We start from the raw sequence: 21,845 nt of genomic DNA on the forward strand, positions 1-21,845 counted from the left end.
GATCCTACGGGGGCTGTCCTTTTTTATGAGAATAGTTTGAGTTGTCTAACAGAAAAATTAAGACATGGCTCGTATGGTATCTATATCTGGCATCGGTGGTAGCTCATCTAGATGACTCAGCCCAAACGCATCTAAGAATTGCGCAGTAGTATGAAGCAGTGCGGGACGTCCCAAAGTATCTTTATAGCCTTTCTCGATAATCCATCCTTTATCGAACAGTTGCCGCAGTATATTACTTGATAGCGTCACACCGCGTACTTGCTCGATATCACTGCGCGTTACTGGTTGCTTATAAGCAATGACGCTTAATGTCTCAAGCAGTGCCTGGCTTAGGCGTTCTTGACGCTGCGGAAAGACGCGCTGAATCAAACGACTGTAATCATCACCTATCTGTAAGCGATAGCCACTAGCTGTTTCGTGTAGTTTGAGCACACCTGTGTCTAGACGTTGTTGTAATACGTCTAGGGTTTGTTTTAGCTCTTTCGTGGATAACGACAAATGCTTCTTTAGCGCATGAGCTGTTAACGGCGCTTCTGAAGCATGCAATAGTACCTCGATGTGTTTACTCGTTTCCTCAAGATGAGCATAATTTGCTTCGATAGAGGCAGAAGCAGCAGTGCTTGTAAGTTCTGTTTTATCATGTGGCTTTGATTCGTCAATATCTACCATTTAAAATGCGCTCTTATTTCAATTTTTTGATAAACAATGCTCGTAAATAGCTTTAACGCGTATTAGGCCAGCCACTGCAATGTTAGTGTTGTGGACTCATCTGTATGCCGCTGACCAGCAGTATGGGTAGCAGATGCTATCACCTCATCATCTAACTCAGAGCTAATCACGCCAACCAACTGCCGCTTGATCAGCTCAAGCACAGCGACAAAGCTGACGACAACACCTATCTTGCCCTGTGATTTGTCTAATAGCTCATAAAAGGAGCGCGCACCATCAGTGCTCAGTTGCCTGCTGATACTGGCAATACGGTCAGAGAGTGGTACGGCGTCAACTTTGATAGTATGCATGTGATAGTCTGGCTGCAGCTGCATCTTAAATAAGCTCTCAATCAATAATGTTGGCGAGTAGCTGGGTAGTTCAGCGTTCATAACCTCTTGACCAGGCATGCTGACCATCGCCAAAAACACATCGCGCTCTAAACGTACCAGACCATCTAAGCGCTGACTGGCTACTTTAATTTGCGCATATTCCTCAAGACGCTCAATCAGTTCGGCTTTTGGGTCGCGTTCATCAGTAGGCGTATCAGGCGTCGGTAGGAGCAATTCTGTCTTTATGGCAATAAGCGTGGAGGCCATCAGGAGATAATCACCTGCCAATTCAAAGTGCTCAGTATCCAACTCACTGATATACGCAAGGTACTGCTCAGTGATTGGTAATATTGGCATTTGGGTCAAATCGACGTTGTTTTTTTTGACCAAGTACAACAGAAAATCTAAAGGACCTGCAAATTGCTCTAGCCAAATCGCAAAGGCTTGTGGCGGGACATAAAGATCGTCTGGTAGATGCTGTATTGGGGTCTGATAGATACGTAGAGCAGTATCATGACTGACTGATTCAGCATAGTCACTTTGACTATATATAGACTGAGATATTTTATTGGTAGATATTTTATCCACTGGTGAGAACAAAGCGGCTTTTGATAAAGCCGCTTGTTTGGTGTTTGGCTTAGTCTGCACGTTTGGTATCCGCTCTAGTAGTGATAAATGGCGACAATCAAACGACTACTTGAGTTTGGCAAGCGGTCGGATACCAATAGCGCGACGAGTCTTGTCTAATTGCTTACGGCTATGACGACGGGCTTTATCTGCTCCCATCTGCAAGATTTCTTCTAGCTCTTTTGGATTGGCCATGAGCTCTTCGTAACGCGCGCGGAAAGGCGCAATCTCATCATTAATCTTGTCAAATAGCGCTTGCTTGGCATCGCCCCAGCCAATACCGGCTGCATATTGTGCACGCATGTCAGTAACTTCTTCAGGAGTGGCAAATGCTTTATAAATCTCAAACAGAGCAGAGTCATCAGGGTCTTTTGGCTCATCAGGTAGCTGTGAGTTGGTCACAATTTTCATGATGGCTTTGTGCATTTGTTTCTCGGAGCTGACCTGCGGGTTTGACTCACCAAACAAGGGGATAGTGTTGTTGTAACTTTTACTCATCTTACGACCATCTAAGCCAGTGAGTAGTGGTATATCATTGTCTACAACCGCTGTCGGTAGCGTAAAGAGTGTTTTGTAACGATGATTAAAAGTACCTGCGATATCACGCGCCATCTCGATATGCTGAACCTGGTCACGACCGACAGGCACATGGGTCGCATTAAACATCAAGATATCAGCCGCCATTAGCACGGGATAACCGAATAGACCCATGGTGACACCTTGATCAGGATCGACATCGGCTTTTTCTGTATTGATATCAACGGCTGCTTTGTAGGCATGGGCGCGGTTCATCAAACCTTTGGCACATGAGCAGTTCAAAATCCAAGCAAGTTCTGGAATTTCAGGCACGTCTGACTGACGATAGAACGTAACACGCTCAGGATCGAGACCACAGGCAATCCAAGTGGCCGCAATCGCTCTAGTTGACTCATGGATGATAGCAGGGTCGTAGCAACCAATAATACCGTGATAGTCTGCCAAAAAGAAAAACGCTTCGTGATCACTATTTTGGATGGATTCAATTGCGGGGCGAATCGCACCAACGTAATTGCCTAAATGTGGAATGCCAGTCGGTTTAATCCCAGTTAGGATGCGTTTTTTTTCAGTTGAATTGTCAGAAGCTTGGCTGCCAGAGGTGCTGTTATTACTCATGAAAAATCCATTGTTTTGTTTATCAAGTTATTATAAATATAGGGTCAAAGAAGCAAAATATTAGCCGCAAAGTATAGCAAATTTATTGGGGTCTGTTGAGCATTCAACTATTAAGTCTACTAAATACTAAGTCTACTTGTAGATGTCTGTACGACCATTCGGCCCATGTTTAAAACGGCGATGAAACCACATCCACTGGGTAGGATCGATACGAATGAGGCTCTCTAAAGTTTCGTTGACTCGAGTGGCGTCAGCGACCTCATCATGACTTGGGTAGTTGTCCAACTCTGGGGTGATAGTCAGATGATAATGTGGACGCTTACCACGCGGCAGACTGTCTGGCGTTTGTCGGTAGGTGTGCAGCGCCATAACCGCAGGTGGCTTGGCTTTGTTACCCATTTTTGCCATACGGCGTGACGCCGTAATCGTCGCTGCTGGCACGCCAAAAAATGGTGCCATGACACCTTGCTTGAGACCATAGTCTTGATCAGGGGAATACCAAATAACGTGTCCTGCTTTGATTGACGTGACCAAGCTGCGCATATCTCGGCTAGAGATTTGCTTACCAAATATATTGGTACGACCATTATAAATAAACCAGTCTAATAAAGGATTGTTTTGCGTACGGTACATACAGTCTACAGGGAAAAACTGCGCGCTCAGCAAACCACCCAAATCGAGCATGGTGTAATGTGCACCTAATAAGATGACTGGCCGCTGCTCGTTTTGAGCATTGACCAAATGCTGTAGTCCTGAGATAGATACCGTCCTAGTAAACACATCGGGGCGAAACCAAGCGCACAAGGTTTCAAATACACCAATGCCTTGATTGACAAAAACTTGCTTGGCCATCAATTCGCGTTCAGCTTCTGGTTTTTCAGGGAATGCCAGTTTGAGATTGATTAGGGTGTCACGCCGGCGTGAGCCCGCAGCATTATAAATCAAACGACCAAGCTGACGTCCGAGCCAAAACTGCCAACGTAGCGGTAGATACATCATTGGCAACATAATCAAGAATAACAACCAGATGCCCCAGTATTTTGGTGCTAAAAACTGCCACTGAAATGGCTTTTTATCTGCTTGCGCCGTACGCTTATGATTCTGCGTAATCGTTGGGGTACCAGCAGGTATGTTAGGCGACTTGTTCGACTGCTGCATACTTGGTGACGGTACGCTGCTATTACTAGAGGGTTTACTGGGGTCGTATTGTTCAGGCGCTTTCATAATATCCTTCTACAGCACTGTCTATGACATCGCGGCTAATGATAAAAAGTTATTGATATGATGGGGTAGCGTCAAACGCTTTGCAAGTTAGAATTTTTAGAAGGTGTCTACTATGCAGTATCGATATGCATTACTTTTCTATGAAGAAATCTCAAAGAGAAATAGTGATAATAAGTGTCGCTATAGGGAGAGTCGTACAGTGAAAGCCGTTATATAGAAATAGCCACATGAGTAGTACGCCTTCAACAGACATAAAAAAACCTTATAAGCTGTAAACAGCTTATAAGGTTTTGCAAAACTATTCCCTTATTTGGTATTGCTACTATCGCTCCGAGAAAAAGACAATAGCAGCAAAAATATAAGAGAGTGTTTTGATTAACGTTTTGAGAACTGTGGACGTTTACGTGCTTTACGTAGACCAAGTTTCTTACGTTCAACTTGACGTGAATCACGAGTAACAAAACCAGCTGCTTTTAGGGCAGGCTTCAAAGTTTCGTCAGCTTCGATCAATGCACGTGTGATGCCGTGGCGGATTGCGCCAGCTTGACCACTAATACCGCCGCCTGCAACAGTGACATACAAGTCATATGCATTAGCTGAGTCTAGTAGTTCTAATGGCTGGCGAACAACCATGCGTGAAGTTTCACGGCTGAAGTATTCGTCTAGTGGCTTACCGTTAACAACGATACTACCAGTACCTTTTGATAAAAAGACACGAGCAGTAGACGTCTTGCGGCGACCAGTTCCGTAATTGCGTTCCATAAGTATATCCTTAGATGTCTAGTTCTTTAGGTTGCTGTGCAGTATGTGGATGATCAGTACCCGCATATAGCTTCAGCTTCTTGATCATTGCATAGCCAAGAGGGCCCTTTGGAAGCATACCCTTAACTGCTTTATGTAGAACATCTTCAGGCTTATGTGCAAGCAACTTATTGAAGTTGGTTTCTTTGATACCACCTGGGTAGCCACTGTGACGATAGTACTTTTTGTCTTGTGCTTTTTTACCCGTTACCGTGATTTTGTCAGCATTGATGACAACAATAAAGTCACCAGTATCAACGTGCGGAGTAAAAGAAGGCTTGTGCTTGCCACGTAAGCGAGTTGCGATTTGAGTGGCTAAGCGACCAAGGGTTTTGCCGTCAGCATCTACGACATACCAGTCATGGGTCACTTCAGCTGGTTTTGCACTAAGTGTTTTCATGATAAAACCTTAAAATTAGAATTCGTTGAGAGTTTAGCTGGGAACGGGGCTCTCAAAAAACAGACTGCACATTATAAGCAGTAGCGCCTACGCTTGCAAGCTGCATTGGGGTTTATTTTCGCCTTTATACATTAAACTGCAGCGTTAGGCCAGTTTTTAAGCGGTTTTAAACATTTTTTACAGGTATTGATTGATTTTGCTAAAGGTACTTAACAAATAATCGCTAATGATGCGCTTAGCAATTACCGTACAATTATGACAATGACAGCTGATAAAGTCCAGCAACAACTTGACCGACTTTGGTTTGTTTCAAACAATCAAAGCTTATTATTTGCTGAGTATTAGATAAATGAATATCTGGGTTTTCACTAAGTGTCTCTTCTAACTGCTTAAGCTGAGCGCTTAAATCCTTATCTGCCTCTAAATAAATAAGCGTCTTTGTATCGACCAAATCATTTGTAATGAGCGTGGTCAAAATAGGCTGCCACAGATCTTGAGCATACGGTGGATCGATGAATACAATATCGAAAGGTCGCTGAGCCGGTCGGTCTTGCTTCAGTTGGGCTTGACCCAGTACTTGCTCAGCCGTGCCCGTGATGACGCTATAAGTGGCGGCATCAAGACGCAGCTGCTCGGCACTCTGACGTAGCATATTGCTCTGGGCGCTATTCACTTCGATAAAAGTAGCGTGCGCCGCGCCGCGAGATAAGGCTTCAAACCCTAACACGCCGCTGCCCGCGCAGCTGTCGAGCACCCGTGCACCATGAATATCAGCCAGTAACCAGTTAAACAGAGTCTCACGCAAGCGATCAGGCGTTGGGCGTAACCCCTCTGCATCGATAAAGCTCACAATACGGCGCTTAAACTGTCCACCAATGATACGTACATCGCCTGCCGCTGCACTTTTTGCCTTATGGGTTTTTTTTGATACGCGTCCGTTTGCGGGTTTTTTCATTATGGGGTCTCGTATACTCTGTTTTGCTTAAGCGTTTTATGTAGATTGGTGTACCTAGCAGTATTTACTCAGTAATAGTTTTTTAGCAATAACTGTCAAATACTACTATTCAGAGGTTGCCACTGCTGCCTGTATTTCTGCCTCCGCTTCCTGCGCTTCTAGAGCTTTTGCTTCTTTTTCACGCAGTGCGTCTTGCAATGCTTTTTCAAATGCCTTTTGTCGCTTGATGACTTTTAGCTCATCGGGTGACGGCGGTAGTACAGGATCAGTTTTACGTTGTACCATCCAATAGTCAAATAACGCACGGCCAATAGGAGCGGCTGTAGTACTACCACCGCCACCATTTTCGACCAGCACGGCAAGCGCAATTTGTGGATCTTCTACTGGCGCAAAGCCATTAAACCAAGCATGATCCCAGTGGCGCTTATCTATCGCAGACTTATCATAGCGTTTGCCCTGAGCGATAGACTTTACCTGCGCGGTACCTGTTTTGCCAGCGATACGGTAGCGCGGGGTGTAGATACCGCGTCCTGTTCCGTCTTCTATCACACTCTCCATGGCATCGTGCATACGTAACCAGTCAGAAGGCTTACCGTTATAATCAATTTTGCCATCTGGTTTGGTGATTATTTTTACCTTTGCGGCACCATCGCTGCTTTTTAGTAAGTGCGGGGTGATATGTTGCCCTTTACTGGCGGTCATGGCAGTAGCGTTAGCAATCTGTAGCGGTGTGGCTAAGAAATAGCCTTGGCCAATACTGACAGAGATCGTCTCACCTGGTAGCCAGTTCTTATCATAAGTGTCTTGCTTCCATTTTGGTGAGGGCATGATGCCTGACTTTTCATTAGGAAGGTCGATACCGGTGTCTTGACCAAAACCAAAACGTACCATCCAGTCGTGCAAGCGCTGGATACCCATCTCATATGCTAGCTTGTAGTAATAAGTATCGACTGACATCGCGATAGATTTTTTTAAATCAACCGTACCATGCCCCCCGCGTTTCCAGTCACGGAACCGATGTGAGTCGCCAGGTAGGCTGAAGTAACCAGGGTCATAAATAGTAGTGTCCCAGTCTCGCAAGCCATAATGTATACCGCCCAAACCTTCGAACGGTTTGATAGTAGAGCCGGGTGGGTAGGTGCCTTGTAGAGCGCGGTTGTATAGCGGCTGATCCAGATCCTCACGCAGGGCGTCGTAGTCTTTAAATGAGATGCCCGATATGAACGGGTTAGGGTCGTAGCTTGGGTTACTGACAAACGCCAGTACGTCGCCGTTTTTGGGATCTATCGCTACAATTGCACCGCGGCGACCATCAAGTTGCTTTTGTGCGATGGTCTGTAAGCCATAGTCCAAGCTCAGGGTTAAATCATTACCAGAGGTTGGCGGTTTGGTGTCCAATTGGCGCAAAATGTTGCCATGAGCATCTGTTTCTACTGACTGGTAGCCTGGTTGCCCGAGCAAAATATCTTCGTAGTAGTCTTCGATGCCAATTTTGCCAATCAGGTCAGTACCTGCATAGCGGTCTTTGTCTATACGCTTAGATTCTTTATCATTGATACGGCCAACATAACCGATAACATGAGCAAACAGCTCATCATAAGGGTAGTCGCGTGTCAGCTTACTCTGAATAGAAACCCCGCGAAAAAAAGGCTTGCGCTCGCTAAACTGAGCCAGCTGCGCTTCCGTTAAGTCGATTTTGATGGTGACAGGATCGTTTTTGTTTTTGCTTAAACGCGCCAGAATATCCGTAATGTCTTCTGCTGTTAAGTCAAAGATAGGCGCGAGCAAACTCAAGGTGCGCTCAGGATTGTCGACTTCATCGGGGCTTAACATGGCAGTAAAGACGGGTTGGTTGTCTGCCAAAATAATCCCATTACGATCATAAATATAACCACGGCTAGGCGGTGCAGAGATGAGCTTGATACGATTGTTATCAGCCTGCGTGGTGTATTTATCATGAGCATAGACTTGCAGATAACCATAACGCGTTATCAAGCCGCCCAAACCAATCAATATCAAAATCCCAAAGATAATAATACGGTTAGTAAAGGTGCTATTGACCTGCTCAGTATTGGGAGTTAGCGGTTTATTCATAGAAAATCAGAGCCCAATTGGTCAGTGAGTCAGTAAAAGAGGAATAAATGGGCGGCTTGGTCAACCAAAGTGCGGTGAGTCTAAAGGATAATGCAAATGGTTTCAATCACATAGCGTGGTACGAGAGAAAGTTATGAGGCGTCGATTGGTACGATCGACTGTTACGTAGGGAGTCTTTGTTGTTTCACTACAAATTATAACAGAACAAATGAAAGGGTGCAGTATTTGGCTGCTCATTTTGTTCTGACCATACGTTCTATAAGCGATGGGCCATGGTGATATCTTTGCTACTAAAGATACCGTATAAAAGATGTCATCTTTAGTCACAACTTGCTGAGGGTCTATATGTGCTAATAAATGGCAAGTATGCTAAAATCAGGCGATTTATTTTATCGCAATTGTTACGGGCAGAGCGTCTTTTGAAACGTTCTAATTTGCTAATCACTTGTTATCAGTAACGACAATAGTAGCAACGACAATCAACCTGTCAGGGACTAGAGAAGTCATGGACGTAAATTCATTGTGGCAGACAATCGCTGAACATCCAGAGTTTTTTGCCATGCTGACCATTCCACCAGTGACGGCATTCGTCACTTGGGTACATGTGTGGATGGCACTCAAGATGCTGTTTTACCCGATTAAGTTTCGGGGTATTCGTATTCCTAACTTCCCGTTTTTTGGGTTGCCAGGTATCGGCTGGCAGGGTATCGTGCCGCGAAAAGCAGGCAAGATATCGGGCGTCATTGTTGATCAGACGCTATCAAAACTCGGTTCGCTTGATGAATTTTTTAAGGCGATGGAACCGGAGCAAATGGCGCTATTTGTCACTGACACGGTGGACAAAAATCTTGAGCCGTTGATTGATGAGATTATGCTCGATCATTCGCCCGCCCTATGGGGTAATCTGCCTTACGCCCTAAAGCGCCGTGTCTATGCCCAAGCACACAAAGAGCTGCCCAGTATCATGCAGTCGCTGGTGACAGATTTGACTTATCATGTCGAAGATCTAGTCGATATGCGTAAGATGATCGTTAACACGATGGAGAACGACCGTCGTCTGATGGTTAACATGTTCCTAAGGGTCGGTCAAAAAGAGATCGATTTTATCTGGCATATCAGCGCACTGATCGGTTTGGTGTTTGGTATTATTCAGATGTTTATATTTTTGGTGGTGCCGCAGCATTGGACCGTACCGTTTTTTGCCGCGATTTGGGGATTTTTGACCAACTGGATTGCCATTTGGATGGTATTCAATCCAGTAGAGCCCCGTTTTATACCTTACTTAAAGCTATTCACGGTACAGAGCGGCTTCCCGTTTATCAAGCCAGTGATGCCGCATATCGCAAGGTATCGTTTGCAAGGCGGCTTTATGAAGCGCCAAGAGGAAGTGTCTGAAGTTTTCGCTGAGATTGTGGTAAAAGACTTGGTCACTCTTGAGAACATCATGAATGAGATGATGTATGGTGATCGTTCAGCGCAAACTCGTGAATTGATGAAGTCACATCTATATACAGTACTAGAGTCACCCGTAATCAGCACGACATTACGTGTGGGGTTGGGTCGCCGTGATTATGGGCAGCTCAAAAACACCATTATCGATAAATCAATTGTGGCGACGATGGTACCACTGCGTGATCCTGAGCTCAATGAAAGTCGCGCCAGTAAGATATTCGGTCTGTTTCGCGATAGAATACGGGCGCTAACGCCAAATGAGTTTCAGAATCTACTGCGTCCTGCCTTTCGAGAAGACGAGATGACCTTGATTGTATTGGGCGGTCTGACGGGATTCTTGGCAGGGTGGTTGCATCTGGTGCTGGTGTTTTTCCCCTCGATGCCATGATTTTGATACCATAACTTCGATGCTGTAATTTAGACGCTATGATTTTGATGCCATTATTCTGTCGTGAGCGCACTGCGAGCAAGAATACGATAATAAGTATTTTTAAATAGTCACACACCGCAATATCTAATACAGTTTGAATCAATAAAGTAATATAAGACCAGTGACAGATAAGCATTTTGTATCAACCATTCATGTTGATACCTCTCAATGATAGTAGCGGGTTTTAGGTGCGTCTATAGCCACTAAAACCTCAGTTTTTGACCGTAAACTATGACCGCATAAAGGACTATTTAGCGTTTGCCAGTGGCTAGCAATGCCATCGGTGAACCCTTAATTGTATCCAAGGTAAACAAGGTTAGACCGTATGTTAATCACAGAATTGGGTTATTTTGCCTTGCTGGCCGCTTTTATACTGGCGATTTTGCAGGTGGTACTACCAACTATTGGCGTTATGCGTGACCATGTCGCTTGGCAGCGCCTAGCACCAAGTCTTGCATGGGCGCAATTTGCGGCCATGATCACATCATTTGCAGCATTAATGGCAGGCTTTTATTACAATGATTTTAGTCTTGTCTACGTCATGCAGCACTCTAATACGTTGTTGCCTTGGTACTATAAGTTATCTGCGACGTGGGGCGGTCATGAAGGGTCTTTGCTACTGTGGATGACCATTATGGCCACCTGGTGTGCGCTGGTTTCTTATTTTAGCCGCGGTTTACCTCTTACGATGCGTGCACGTGTGCTTGTCATATTGGCCGGTGTGCAGATGATGATGCTAGCGATGCTTATCTTCACCTCATCACCATTTGATCGTACCTTGCCCAATCTGCCCGTCGATGGCGCGGATCTAAATCCTGTTTTGCAAGATTTTGGTCTAATCATTCATCCACCGATGCTTTATATGGGTTATGTGGGTTTGGTTGTGCCATTTGCTTTTTGTATGGCAGCACTGTGGGAAGGTCGCTTGGACGCGGTGTGGACACGTTGGTCACGTCCGTGGGCGCTGGCGGCTTGGGGTTTCTTAACGGTTGGTATCGCGCTTGGCTCATGGTGGGCGTATTATGAGCTTGGCTGGGGTGGCTGGTGGTTCTGGGATCCTGTGGAGAACGCATCACTAATGCCATGGCTGGCAGGTACGGCGTTATTACACTCGCTTGCAGTGACTGAAAAGCGCGGCGTATTCAAGGCATGGACAATCATGCTAGCGATCTTCGCCTTTGCCCTCAGTTTATTAGGTACATTCCTTGTCCGTTCAGGTGTCATCACTTCAGTGCATTCATTTGCCGCTGATCCGACCCGTGGTTTGGTGATTCTAGCCATTCTTGGGGTGATTATTGGTGGTGGTCTGTTGATGTTTGCGGTACGTGGGTGGCGTCTGACAGTTGAGAGCCAGTATCGTCTGGTTTCGCGCGAGTCCTTCTTAGTGATTAACAACGTTATCATTTTGATTTCGACCTTGGTCGTATTGCTAGGGACGTTGTATCCCATAATCGCTGATTCATTTAATCTGGGTCAGGTTTCTGTTGGTCCTCCGTACTTCAACGCGCTATTTGTGCCATTAACCTGGCTACTGTTAGTGGCAATGGGTATGGGCTCTAATATCCGCTGGAAACAAGACAGCCGCCCACTACTGGGTGCTGGTATGGTTATCGCCGTAAGTAGTCTGGTGTTGGCCGCGATCATTGCCTATTTCACCAGTCCATCAGCGATGCTAAATATTGGTGTTACGTTGGCAGTTAGCTTTTGGGTGCTGTTCTGGATGGTGGTTGACTTTAAAGACAAGACCAAAAACGCACCAAGTCGTCTAAGTGGACTGCGTCAGTTGCGCCTAAGTTATTGGGGTCAACAAACTGCTCATATTGGGGTGCTCGTTGCAGTTATTGGTGTGGCATTTACCACTACGCTCAGTATTGAACGTGATGTGGCGCTCGGACCGAACGATAGTGTCAATGTCCAAGGCTATGATTTTACGGTACAAGGGTTTAGCGAAGTAAAAGGCAGTAACTTTGATGCTACTCAAGCTGAGGTTGCGGTAAGTAAAGACGGTAAAGAAGTGACCACGTTATACCCTGAAAAACGCAACTATATTATCAGTATGATGCCGATGACAGAGGCAGCAATTGATGCCAGCCTGATGCGCGATGTGTATGTAGCACTTGGTGAGCCAATTGCTGAGGATAGCAACGAGTGGGCGTTCCGTATCTATGTCAAACCGCTCATACGCTGGATATGGCTGGGTGCGCTTATTATGGCGTTCGGTGGATTGCTCAGTATGCTAGACAATCGTTACCGTATTAAAAAAACCAGAACACCTGCACAGATCGCTGCCAAAAAGTCAGGGTTTACGACGGTTGCAGATTTGGATGCGTCAGTTATAAAGACAGGGGATCATTGATATGACAGCCTCAAATAACACACCTGACAACAATAAGCAGCAAAGTACTGCTCAACAAGGCAACAAAAAGGCCAAAAGTAAAAAATCATTAAAAATAGGGTTTTTAATACCTTTAGTAATTTTTGTTGGCTTGCTTGCCATGCTATATATGCGTCTGGGCAAACCGACCGATATTGTGACTAATACTGCGCTTGAGCGTCCGGTGCCTGCTTTTGAGCTGCCATTGTTGTCAGATACCAGTCGTATCATGACCAATGACAACCTGCCAGATCAGCCATTCCTCATGAATATTTGGGGCTCTTGGTGTCCGACTTGTATCATTGAACATCCTTTTTTGATGACACTAGAAGAGCGTGGTGTCAACTTAGTGGGTATTAATTACAAGGATGATATCGGCGATGCATTGGGCTATCTAAATAGGGGCGGCGATCCATTCTCGATGTCTATTCAGGATCTATCAGGGCAGTTTGCTTTAGATTTGGGTTTGACAGGTGCACCTGAGACCTTCGTTGTGGATGGTGAGGGGATTATTCGTCAGCATATTATTGGCGAGATCAATGAGAGCAATTGGCAAAGTCGTATCACGCCTTGTTTGATGGTGCTAAACGAAGCCAATAATAACGGTACCAGTCCAGATCCGAATCAGGTTGCGGAGGCATGTAAATGATGGCCTATCAAATAAAAACCCTGGTTATAAAACTAGCAAGCGTTCTCATTGCTTGTTTATTGAGTATGACCAGCTTTGCTGCTATTGATGTCTATGACTTTGACTCTGTACAACAAGAAGCTCAGTATCGCGGTCTCATTGAAGAGCTACGCTGTCCAAAATGTCAAAACCAAAACCTAGCAGGCTCTGATGCACCAATTGCTCAAGATTTAAAACAAAAAACTTATAACATGGTCAAAGACGGCCGAAGTGATGGTGAGATTCGTGCTTATATGCAGGAACGCTATGGCGACTTTATCAGTTATAAGCCACCAGTCCGTCCTTCGACATGGATCTTGTGGTTTTTCCCACCATTATTGCTCATCATCTTGATCATTGGGTGGTTTTGGCAAAGCAAACGTCGTCAGCTGGTCGCTAGTGGCGACAGTGGTGTGGCAGTAGAGCATACTACTGAGGCATTATCTGCCACCGAAAAAGCGGAGCTTGAGCGTTTGTTATCACGTGCTGATGATAAAGGCGATCATGACATTACAAGCCTTGGGGGCAAAAAATGACCATATTCTCTACGGTTGGCTTATTTATTGCGCTAAGCTTACTTATTGCCTTATTGCTTGGTGTTATCGCGATCAAGCCATGGCTAAAAGCACCGCGCAAACACAGTAAGCCTGTGGACAATCAGCTATTAGATATCAACGTTGCCGTGTTCCGTGAGCGTTTGGCTGAGCTAAAAACAGATAAAGATAGTGGCATCATTGATGATCACCATTATCAAAACCAAAAGCTAGAGCTAGAACGTCAGCTCTTAGATGCTCAGCGTGAAGTCGCCCCTATGGTCACGCCTGGTATTAAAAGTCGATTGATCATCATCATTTGGGTACCTGTTCTTACAGCTATGGCCTACTTGATGGTCGCTGATCGTACCCCTGTGTTTGAGCTATGGGCAAGCGAGGACAAAGTAGGTCAAGTGGCTGACGATCTATTGACGGGTAAAATTGATCAGCCGCCAGCTTGGGCTATAGAAGATGGTAATCAACTGATTAGCGCCATGCAGACCAATGTCTATCGCCATGCAAGCGATCACAATCGCTGGATGCGCCTATCAGAGCTATTCTTATCATTAGAAGCGACTGATTCAGCGCTAGAAGCCTTATCACGTGCTTATCGTCTGTCACCCGAGAACGAAGAAATTGCAGCGACTTATGCGCAGATCAGTTTTTTTGCTAATAAAGGTCAACTAGATGCCAATAGTCGCCGAGTGTTAGAAGAGTTATTGGCAACTAACCCAGAGCATGAAGGTGCACAAATGCTCATGGCAATGGGCGAGGCGCGAGCGAATAATTTTGATCAAGCACAGGGCTGGATTAAGCGCTTGCGTGCTAGTATTTCTGCCAAGCCAGGCGATCATACGCAGGCGCTCTCAAGCCTAGATGAGCTGAGTGCTAATGTGGCTATCCAGCAGCAGCAAGCCTCTGAAGGTGTTGAGGTGACCGTTAAGATCAATTCAAGCTTGCTACCGTTGGTCAAAGCTGATGATGTGTTGTTTGTCGCGATTCGTGATGTCAATGGTGGTCCACCGTTTGCCGCCAAGCGCTTACCGATCAGCGCCATCAAGCAAGGCGAGGCTACTATTGGCCTAAGCGATCTTGATGCTATGATGCCAGGACGTACTATAGGATCTGCTCGAGGTGACAAAGTGCAGTTGGCAGTCATTGCTCGTATCAGCCACAGTGGTAACGCAGTCGCAGAGTCTGGAGACCTGTCGGGTAATCCCGTAGTGATTAGTGCTGATCAAACTCAGGCCAATGTAGAAATCAATCAGCAAATACCGTAGCATAGTCTACTCACTATAAAAGAGTAGCAGCGTCATTCTGGTTGTAGGTGAGCTATATTGCTTTGCAGCGGTTAGATAACGGATGGTTTTAATACTCTTTTAAGTTCGCTGTACTATAGACTTGTCTGTTACTATGAGTCGCTATCACCTTAGTGACACTGTCCGTTATATAAGGGCGCAACAGTGTTGTATGAACAGCTAAGTCATAGCAACTAATAACCGTAATTATGAAAATACTTGAGGTTTGCAAAGCCACAAGGTAAGGTAGCTTTGCAAACCATTAATCCCTAAGTTTTATTAATCCCAAAATCCTATCTATTAAGGAGAGTCGTGTAATGATGCGTATTATTTTGCTAGGACCACCAGGCGCCGGTAAAGGTACTCAAGCCCAGTTTATTTCTAAAGAATATGACATTCCACAAATCTCAACTGGCGACATGCTACGCGCAGCAATCAAAGAAGGTAGCGAGCTTGGCAAAAAAGCCAAAGATATTATGAATGCTGGTGGTTTGGTTTCTGATGATCTCATTATCAACCTAGTCAAAGAGCGTATCGCTAAGCCTGATTGTGTCAACGGTTGTATCTTGGATGGTTTTCCACGTACTATTCCTCAAGCGCAGGCACTTGCAGATGCTGATGTTGCCATCGATCATGTGGTCGAAATAAGCGTACCTGATGACGAAATCGTCAGCCGTTTGTCTGGCCGTCGCCAGCATCCAGGTTCGGGTCGTGTTTACCATGTGGATCACAACCCACCAAAGGTTGATGGTATCGATGATGTCACTGGCGAAGCGCTTATTCAGCGTGAAGATGACCAAGAAGCGACTATCCGCGACCGTCTGTCTACGTATCATGAGCAAACGTCAGCATTGGTTGGTTTTTACCAAGACAAAGCGACTGAGGGTGATGATGCACCTAGCTATGATAAGTTTGATGGTACGCAAGGTATTGATGAGGTCAAGCAGCAGATCTTATCAGCGTTAAAAGGCTAATGATCGATTATAACTAATTCATTTAGCCAGTCGATATCGTCATTAAAGACCCTGTTTGATAGCAGGGTTTTTTTATGGCTGATTATTTTATACCTCATAAAACACACCCATAAAAAAACCGCTTACTCATTATAAGTAAACGGCCTCTTATCAAATATACGACTGGTAGAGCTCATATATTTCAATTAATACTTAGGCGTTACCTTGAGCATCAACTTGCGCTTGCTGCTGGCTTTGCGCATATGCTTGATCAAAGTTCACAGGAGCGAGTAGTAATTGAGGGAAGCTACCACGCGTCACGATGTCGCTGATGACCTCACGAGCGTATGGGAACAGCACGTTAGGGCAGTATGCACCTAAGATTTGACCGATTTGGTCTTCTGGGATGTCTTTTAGTAAGAAAATACCTGCCTGATGCACTTCAGCGATAAACGCTGCTTCTTCCGCATTTTTGGCAGTAACGCTCACGGTAAGGATGATCTGATAATGGTCATCATCTAGCTTTTCTGCATTGCTAGACAAGTTGATATCAAGCTCTGGGTTCCACTCTTTGGTGAATACGCTCGCGCCTGGTACTTCAAGTGACATATCTTTTACGTAGATGCGCTCTAATGCCAATTGTGGTTGTGCTTGTTCTTCAGCCATGATAAATCCTCTAAAATTAAATCAAATAATTGGGCAAACGGTCATTTTAATAGAAATTCATTGTAATATAAATAGGGACGAAAACTCGATGTTTTTATCACTACTTCTTGATACTGTATTTATATCAAGGACTACATTTGAATCAAAAGCTATGTTTAAACCCACCGCTGTCTGTCTTTATAGGCATAAAAACAGACAGTAGCGTAAAGTAGCAGATTAACCTGCTAATAGCTCGTCAAGTTTGCCTTGCTGGTTCATTTGGTTAAGCTCATCAAAGCCACCAACAAAGGTATCACCAACAAAAATTTGTGGCACAGTGCGGTAGTTATTGGTTTTTTGCATCAATGCTTGACGATCTTCACGGCTCATATCATGCATACCGATCTCTTCATAATCAACGCCTTTAGTTTTTAATAGTTGTTTGGCGTTTGAGCAGTATGGGCAGATAGGCGTGGTGTAAACTTTAACTGGTACAGTCATGGTTAATCCTTATTTATAAATTTGTGAGACAACAGCACTATTATAGATAACACGATTAATTATCATAGTCTACGTGTTGGTATAGTCTGTTATCAATGAGTAAAGTACAAATGTATTCGATTGTGCTCACTACTAAAGTGGGGATAGGTACGACAAATTCAAGCCGTCTCAGTTTAAAACGCCTCACAGCATTAACTTTGTCACCTTAACTTTACTGCCTTATAAGTACTGCACAAAAAAAGACACCTCTTTATAAGGTGTCTTTTCATTTTTCGATCTTCAGTCAGTAAGTGGTAAACACTAACTAAGCTTATTGTTTAAGTAAAACTGCTATTTGCTTAGACTGGGCTTTGACTTACCTTTCTTTGATTTAGCGTCTTTTATACCAACCAATGGCATGCCAGCACCTTGCCAACCACCGACACCGCCCTCTAGACGATAGACGTCATCTTTGCCAATCATCTGAATGGCTGCGCCTGCTTGTACGCCCATATCACAGATAATAATTACTGGCTGCTCAATCGCGCGAATCTCTTCTAAGCGGTCTTTGAGGTCAGTGAATGGTATGTTGCGGCTGCCTTGAATATAGCCTGATTCAAACTTCTTCTTAGCGCGAATATCGATAAGCTGCGCGTTTTGAGAGTTGACCATCATGCCAAGCGTGTTAGGCGATATTTTTCTACCGCTACGTTTGTTTTCAATCGTAAAAAACAGTATAGCAAGTACGGCTAATATACCAAATAAAAACGGGTGGTTGCCCACAAATTCCAGCGCACGATCCAAACCATACCTCCAAAAAAATAAGTGTTCTATTAAGCTGAGAAGACAGCCCAATGATAATGAACAAGGCGCTATTATACCGATAAGGCCATCTATAGTAAACGGGCGATGACATAGGCAATAATTGGGCGGTTATTGCACCTATCTATGGATCTTCTCAGCCTAATAAAAATATCTACTCACAAGACCGTGTTTAATTAAAACGAACAGTAACAAGCCAAATACTAATAAGGCTTCGTATCTGCCTCTTCTCGTAGCGTGACGAGATTTTCAACGCGGCGCTGCAATACTTCACCATCAGCTACGGCTTGCCATAGTGCACAGCCTTTGCTGTTGTGAGTATGGCGACAGTCACGGAATTGGCAGTCACCGGCCAATGGTGCTAGCTCAACAAAGCCTGAAATAATATCATCAGGGGTGAGGTGCCAAATGCCATATTCACGAATTCCTGGTGTATCAACGATACCGCCTTGGGTGAGGTCTTCTGGATTGAATGGCAGCAGTCTACTGGTCGTCGTGGTGTGCTGACCGAGCTTAGAGTTTTGCGAAATGATATTGACGCTCTGTCCAGAGTCAGGCAGAAGGGCATTGATTAAACTGCTTTTGCCGACACCAGATTGACCCGCAAAGATGACCAGCTTTTTATCTATATAGCGTTTTAGTTCATCAAGACCTTCTTGCTCATCACTCTCAGCGATGTTTTCAGGACAATCGACCGAGGTGAGTACGCTCTCATAGCCAAGTGCTGCATACTGTGCCAAAAGCTCATTGGTATCAACACCGTTTTCTTGAGCCAACAGATCGGCTTTGTTGAGTACCAATAGTGGTTTGACGCCCGCGTGGTGGCATACCACCAGATAGCGATCAATCAACGTTGGCGCGGCGGCAGGCAATGGCGCAAAAACAATCGCCAGAATATCGACATTGGCGGCAACAGGTTTGAGCTTATGATAACGATCAGGACGAGAGACCAGTGAGGTACGCGGTTTGACCGCTTCGATACGGCCAAAACCCGTGTTGGAGTCAGCATTCCAGCGTACTTGGTCGCCAGCGGCTAGCATCGGTAGATTGGTACGCACATGACAGCGCCAGATGTCGCCAAGCGCGAGCGCTTGCCAAAACGGCTCAGGATCATCAGGGGCGACTTCTGGCTGTTCAGGTATCACTGCAGGCAGGCTTGTGACTTGTACTTCTAATTGCTTACCGTAATGCGCCATGACCACGCCATCCATCAAGCTGTCATCGATGCTGTCTTGATTAGACAATTGCTGCTTGTCGATGCGACGAATCTGTTGTTTGGTCAGTTTGCGTTGCCGGATTAATGCCATGGGTTTTTAACCTATTATAAAAATATTGCTAAGTGTAGCGTGAAAATTTGCTAACATACAGCCTAAAGCGTCTGCGGCAGACAGTGGTTTTGTAATATTGTACGACTCTAAAGGTTTTCTGAACCGAATAGCGCGTTGTAATACTGCTCGAGCACGGATGTCTACGTGTAATACGTTTTTTCAATTGTTTTTCTAAAGTTGCTTTTCCAAAATTATGAATGATAGGATATTTTATGGCTACCGGTGACCATCCCAATAAGATTAAGATCAAGAACCAAGGTAAAAAAGGGCTGGTGTGGATTGATCTAGAAATGACCGGACTCGATACGTTAAACGATGAGATTATTGAGATTGCCACCGTCGTGACTGACGAAGATTTGAACGTGCTTGCCGAAGGGCCTGTGTTTGCTATCAAGGTATCGGATCAAGTCTTAAATAAGATGGATGATTGGAATACCAAGCAACATGGTCAGTCAGGATTGGTCGACCGTGTCCGCCGTAGTACGGTGACACTGGCAGAAGCGGAAGCTGAGACCATCAAGTTCCTAAACAAATGGGTTGATAGTGGCAAGTCACCAATGTGCGGTAACTCTATCTGCCAAGATCGTCGCTTTATGGCGCGCCAAATGCCAGAGCTTGAGCGCTTCTTTCATTATCGTAACCTTGATGTGTCGTCGATCAAAGAGCTGTGTTTCCGCTGGCGTCCTGACATTCTAAAGAACTTTGAAAAAGGGGGCAGTCATTTGGCCTTAGACGATATTCGCGACTCTATTCGTGAGCTAAAGCACTATCGTCAGCATTTCTTTAAATTGATGGATTAGATAGCGAGCCATACTTGCAATAACAACAAAGTGTGTTATTGCTGAGCGGTGAATATAAAAAGGGTCTGTTGATAGTTCAACAGACCCTTTTTATATTGAAAAGATGTTTTTTAAGATGCATTGTTTAAAATGCCATTAAGTTTAAAACGCCATTAAACGCACTTTAGCGAACCAGAAATTCAAACTTGTACAACTCAAACTCAGCATTATTATTGCTTAAATCATTACTATTCAAACTCTCATTTGAATGCTCGTCTTCTGTTACCGCGCCAATCACCGCATTAACTTTTGGCTGGCGAGCGTCTTTATCTAACAATCGCCAGTCGCCAAGCACATAGCGCTTTTTATCAGTGGTAGCTTGATGGATATCGGGACGGTGGGTATGACCGTGCAGTAGTGCATCGCTAGCAGTAATGGCTTGATATACGGCTTTATCATTCACATCCATGATATAAGCGGCTTTATTGGCATTATTTTTCTGGCTTTTTTTGCGCATATTATCTGCGATGGCTAAGCGTTTTTCTAATGACTTGTTGAGCAGATACCACTGAGTCAGACGGTTACGCATGATTTTACGAAAGAACTGATACTTCTTGTCATCCGTGCAGAGTGCGTCACCGTGTTCCAAGCGGTAATTCTGTTGACCAATAGCCAAAGTATACGGTTCGCTAATCAACTCACCACCGAATAGATTACAAAACGGCTGTCCCAACAAAAAATCACGGTTGCCGTGCATGACTAGTATCTCGCAACCATTGATACGTAGCTGTTTAAGCTTTGCAATCAACGGGGTTAGCCAATGCGTTATTTGTTCATCCTGTGACAATGATAAATACGTATCATCACCTAGCCATACCTCAAACCAATCGCCTAAAATAAAGAGACGCTTAAGCGCTGGCAGGGCAAGACAGTCATCGAGCAGCGCCAAAAAAGCCTGCACTAAGGCAGGCTCCTGAGGCGATAAATGCAAATCGCTAATCAATACTTGCCGCACTTGATGAGGGCGGGTCGTGATTAAGTGATCAAAACTTTGCATTTATCTTGGTCCTCGTGACTTATCGTATAGCGAGCATGACTTAATAAGTTCTACTACAAAATGCTCGCTCATTCACAGCTATTATTGAGTAGCTGCTATTAAGTAGCTTTTATCGAATAGCTATTACTGAGTAACGATGGTTGCTGAATTGATAACAACTGGCTCTTTTGGCACATCAGCATGCATACCGAAACGACCCGTTGGGACGCTGCGCATTTTTTCGATAACGTCCATACCGCTGGTTACTTTACCAAATACGGTGTAACCCCAACCTTGCATGTTTTTGCCAGAGTGGTTTAGGAAGTCGTTGTCTTTTACGTTGATGAAGAACTGGCTGGTTGCTGAATGCGGATCTTGGGTACGCGCCATTGCGATAGTACCTTTGTCATTTTTTAGACCATTGTCCGCTTCGTTTTCGATAGGCGCATTGGTTGGTTTTTCATTCATCTCAGCGTCCATTCCGCCGCCTTGAATCATGAAACCATCAATGATGCGATGGAAAATCGTACCGTCATACTGACCAGATTTTACATAGTTCAAAAAGTTTTCTACGGTTTTTGGCGCTTTTTCTTCGTTGAGTTCGATAACGATCGCACCCATATTGGTTTCAAGTTCTACTACTGGTGGCATGTCTACCATGGGATATTCCTTTTTGATTGCAGCGCCTTAAATGACGCTGTCAAGTGGTGGTTAAAAGTTGGTGTTTAAAAAGTTACGGGTAGTCTAACGGCTTT

At 44.8% G+C, this 21,845-nt stretch carries 21 protein-coding genes; 7 read left to right on the forward strand and 14 right to left on the reverse strand.

The window, feature by feature from the left end; all coding sequences use genetic code 11:
• Window positions 1–57 precede the first annotated feature (57 nt).
• The 8 genes from scpB to mrdA all read right to left on the reverse strand — a co-directional run bounded on the left by scpB (window position 58) and on the right by mrdA (window position 8,293).
• Complete coding sequence (scpB, locus tag AC5JP1_RS01185; RefSeq protein ID WP_493842805.1) at window positions 58–669, reverse strand: SMC-Scp complex subunit ScpB; 612 nt, start codon at window positions 667–669, stop codon at window positions 58–60.
• 62 nt (window positions 670–731) lie between these two features.
• Window positions 732–1,604 carry a segregation and condensation protein A gene (locus AC5JP1_RS01190; protein ID WP_493844411.1) on the reverse strand — a complete coding sequence of 291 codons (873 nt, stop codon included), beginning with the start codon at window positions 1,602–1,604 and terminating at the stop codon, window positions 732–734.
• Between the two features lie 129 nt (window positions 1,605–1,733).
• The gene (locus tag AC5JP1_RS01195) at window positions 1,734–2,819 is read right to left on the reverse strand and encodes a tryptophan--tRNA ligase (RefSeq protein ID WP_493842806.1); all 1,086 of its coding nucleotides are present in this window, start codon (window positions 2,817–2,819) and stop codon (window positions 1,734–1,736) included.
• 132 nt (window positions 2,820–2,951) lie between these two features.
• The gene (locus tag AC5JP1_RS01200; protein ID WP_493842807.1) at window positions 2,952–4,043 is read right to left on the reverse strand and encodes an LpxL/LpxP family acyltransferase; all 1,092 of its coding nucleotides are present in this window, start codon (window positions 4,041–4,043) and stop codon (window positions 2,952–2,954) included.
• Between the two features lie 375 nt (window positions 4,044–4,418).
• Window positions 4,419–4,805 (reverse strand): 30S ribosomal protein S9, encoded by a 387-nt coding sequence (gene rpsI / locus AC5JP1_RS01205; RefSeq protein ID WP_021813618.1) that lies wholly within the window; start codon window positions 4,803–4,805, stop codon window positions 4,419–4,421.
• Window positions 4,806–4,815: 10 nt separating this feature from the next.
• On the reverse strand, window positions 4,816–5,244 hold the full coding sequence (rplM, locus tag AC5JP1_RS01210; RefSeq protein ID WP_057761004.1) for a 50S ribosomal protein L13: 429 nt from the start codon (window positions 5,242–5,244) through the stop codon (window positions 4,816–4,818).
• A 253-nt stretch (window positions 5,245–5,497) separates the two neighbouring features.
• The gene (gene rsmD, locus AC5JP1_RS01215; protein ID WP_493842808.1) at window positions 5,498–6,199 is read right to left on the reverse strand and encodes a 16S rRNA (guanine(966)-N(2))-methyltransferase RsmD; all 702 of its coding nucleotides are present in this window, start codon (window positions 6,197–6,199) and stop codon (window positions 5,498–5,500) included.
• A 105-nt stretch (window positions 6,200–6,304) separates the two neighbouring features.
• Window positions 6,305–8,293, reverse strand: coding sequence for a penicillin-binding protein 2 (gene mrdA / locus AC5JP1_RS01220; protein ID WP_493842809.1), 1,989 nt, complete (start codon window positions 8,291–8,293; stop codon window positions 6,305–6,307).
• Between the two features lie 505 nt (window positions 8,294–8,798).
• Here mrdA and AC5JP1_RS01225 point away from each other — a divergent pair.
• The 6 genes from AC5JP1_RS01225 (at window position 8,799) to adk (ending at window position 16,021) form a co-directional block, all read left to right on the forward strand.
• Entirely contained in the window at window positions 8,799–10,133 is a 1,335-nt protein-coding gene (locus AC5JP1_RS01225; RefSeq protein ID WP_319050646.1) for a DUF445 domain-containing protein, read from the forward strand.
• A gap of 367 nt (window positions 10,134–10,500) precedes the next feature.
• On the forward strand, window positions 10,501–12,531 hold the full coding sequence (locus tag AC5JP1_RS01230; protein WP_493842810.1) for a heme lyase CcmF/NrfE family subunit: 2,031 nt from the start codon (window positions 10,501–10,503) through the stop codon (window positions 12,529–12,531).
• A gap of 1 nt (window position 12,532) precedes the next feature.
• Window positions 12,533–13,198 (forward strand): DsbE family thiol:disulfide interchange protein, encoded by a 666-nt coding sequence (locus tag AC5JP1_RS01235; protein ID WP_493842811.1) that lies wholly within the window; start codon window positions 12,533–12,535, stop codon window positions 13,196–13,198.
• A complete protein-coding gene (locus tag AC5JP1_RS01240) occupies window positions 13,198–13,752 on the forward strand; it encodes a cytochrome c-type biogenesis protein (RefSeq protein WP_493844412.1) in 555 nt (184 codons plus the stop codon). The genes AC5JP1_RS01235 and AC5JP1_RS01240 overlap by 1 nt, the downstream gene beginning before the upstream one ends.
• Window positions 13,749–15,029, forward strand: coding sequence for a c-type cytochrome biogenesis protein CcmI (gene ccmI / locus AC5JP1_RS01245; RefSeq protein ID WP_493842812.1), 1,281 nt, complete (start codon window positions 13,749–13,751; stop codon window positions 15,027–15,029). Before AC5JP1_RS01240 ends, ccmI begins: the two co-directional genes overlap by 4 nt.
• A 338-nt stretch (window positions 15,030–15,367) precedes the next feature.
• Window positions 15,368–16,021, forward strand: a complete 654-nt coding sequence (gene adk / locus AC5JP1_RS01250) for an adenylate kinase (RefSeq protein ID WP_319050671.1) — start codon at window positions 15,368–15,370, stop codon at window positions 16,019–16,021.
• A gap of 192 nt (window positions 16,022–16,213) precedes the next feature.
• Here the strand turns inward: adk and secB are convergent, their stop codons facing one another.
• From secB to rsgA, 4 genes are all read right to left on the reverse strand, one after another.
• Window positions 16,214–16,666 carry a protein-export chaperone SecB gene (secB, locus tag AC5JP1_RS01255; protein ID WP_057760989.1) on the reverse strand — a complete coding sequence of 151 codons (453 nt, stop codon included), beginning with the start codon at window positions 16,664–16,666 and terminating at the stop codon, window positions 16,214–16,216.
• Between the two features lie 216 nt (window positions 16,667–16,882).
• Complete coding sequence (gene grxC, locus AC5JP1_RS01260; RefSeq protein WP_319050641.1) at window positions 16,883–17,146, reverse strand: glutaredoxin 3; 264 nt, start codon at window positions 17,144–17,146, stop codon at window positions 16,883–16,885.
• Window positions 17,147–17,476: 330 nt separating this feature from the next.
• Window positions 17,477–17,929, reverse strand: coding sequence for a rhodanese-like domain-containing protein (locus AC5JP1_RS01265; RefSeq protein ID WP_319050640.1), 453 nt, complete (start codon window positions 17,927–17,929; stop codon window positions 17,477–17,479).
• A 221-nt stretch (window positions 17,930–18,150) separates the two neighbouring features.
• A complete protein-coding gene (gene rsgA / locus AC5JP1_RS01270) occupies window positions 18,151–19,254 on the reverse strand; it encodes a ribosome small subunit-dependent GTPase A (RefSeq protein ID WP_493842813.1) in 1,104 nt (367 codons plus the stop codon).
• A 233-nt stretch (window positions 19,255–19,487) separates the two neighbouring features.
• Here rsgA and orn point away from each other — a divergent pair, with 233 nt between their 5' ends.
• On the forward strand, window positions 19,488–20,075 hold the full coding sequence (orn, locus tag AC5JP1_RS01275) for an oligoribonuclease (protein WP_201598474.1): 588 nt from the start codon (window positions 19,488–19,490) through the stop codon (window positions 20,073–20,075).
• 163 nt (window positions 20,076–20,238) lie between these two features.
• On the opposite strand, the gene AC5JP1_RS01280 is transcribed toward orn, so the two are convergent.
• Together AC5JP1_RS01280 and AC5JP1_RS01285 are read right to left on the reverse strand one after the other, a co-directional pair.
• On the reverse strand, window positions 20,239–21,111 hold the full coding sequence (locus AC5JP1_RS01280) for a UDP-2,3-diacylglucosamine diphosphatase (protein WP_493842814.1): 873 nt from the start codon (window positions 21,109–21,111) through the stop codon (window positions 20,239–20,241).
• 123 nt (window positions 21,112–21,234) lie between these two features.
• Window positions 21,235–21,750: a peptidylprolyl isomerase gene (locus AC5JP1_RS01285; RefSeq protein WP_179798385.1), complete on the reverse strand. Its 516-nt coding sequence runs from the start codon at window positions 21,748–21,750 to the stop codon at window positions 21,235–21,237.
• Window positions 21,751–21,845: the final 95 nt, after the last annotated feature.

The sequence above is a fragment of the Psychrobacter sp. H29 genome (assembly GCF_059073055.1).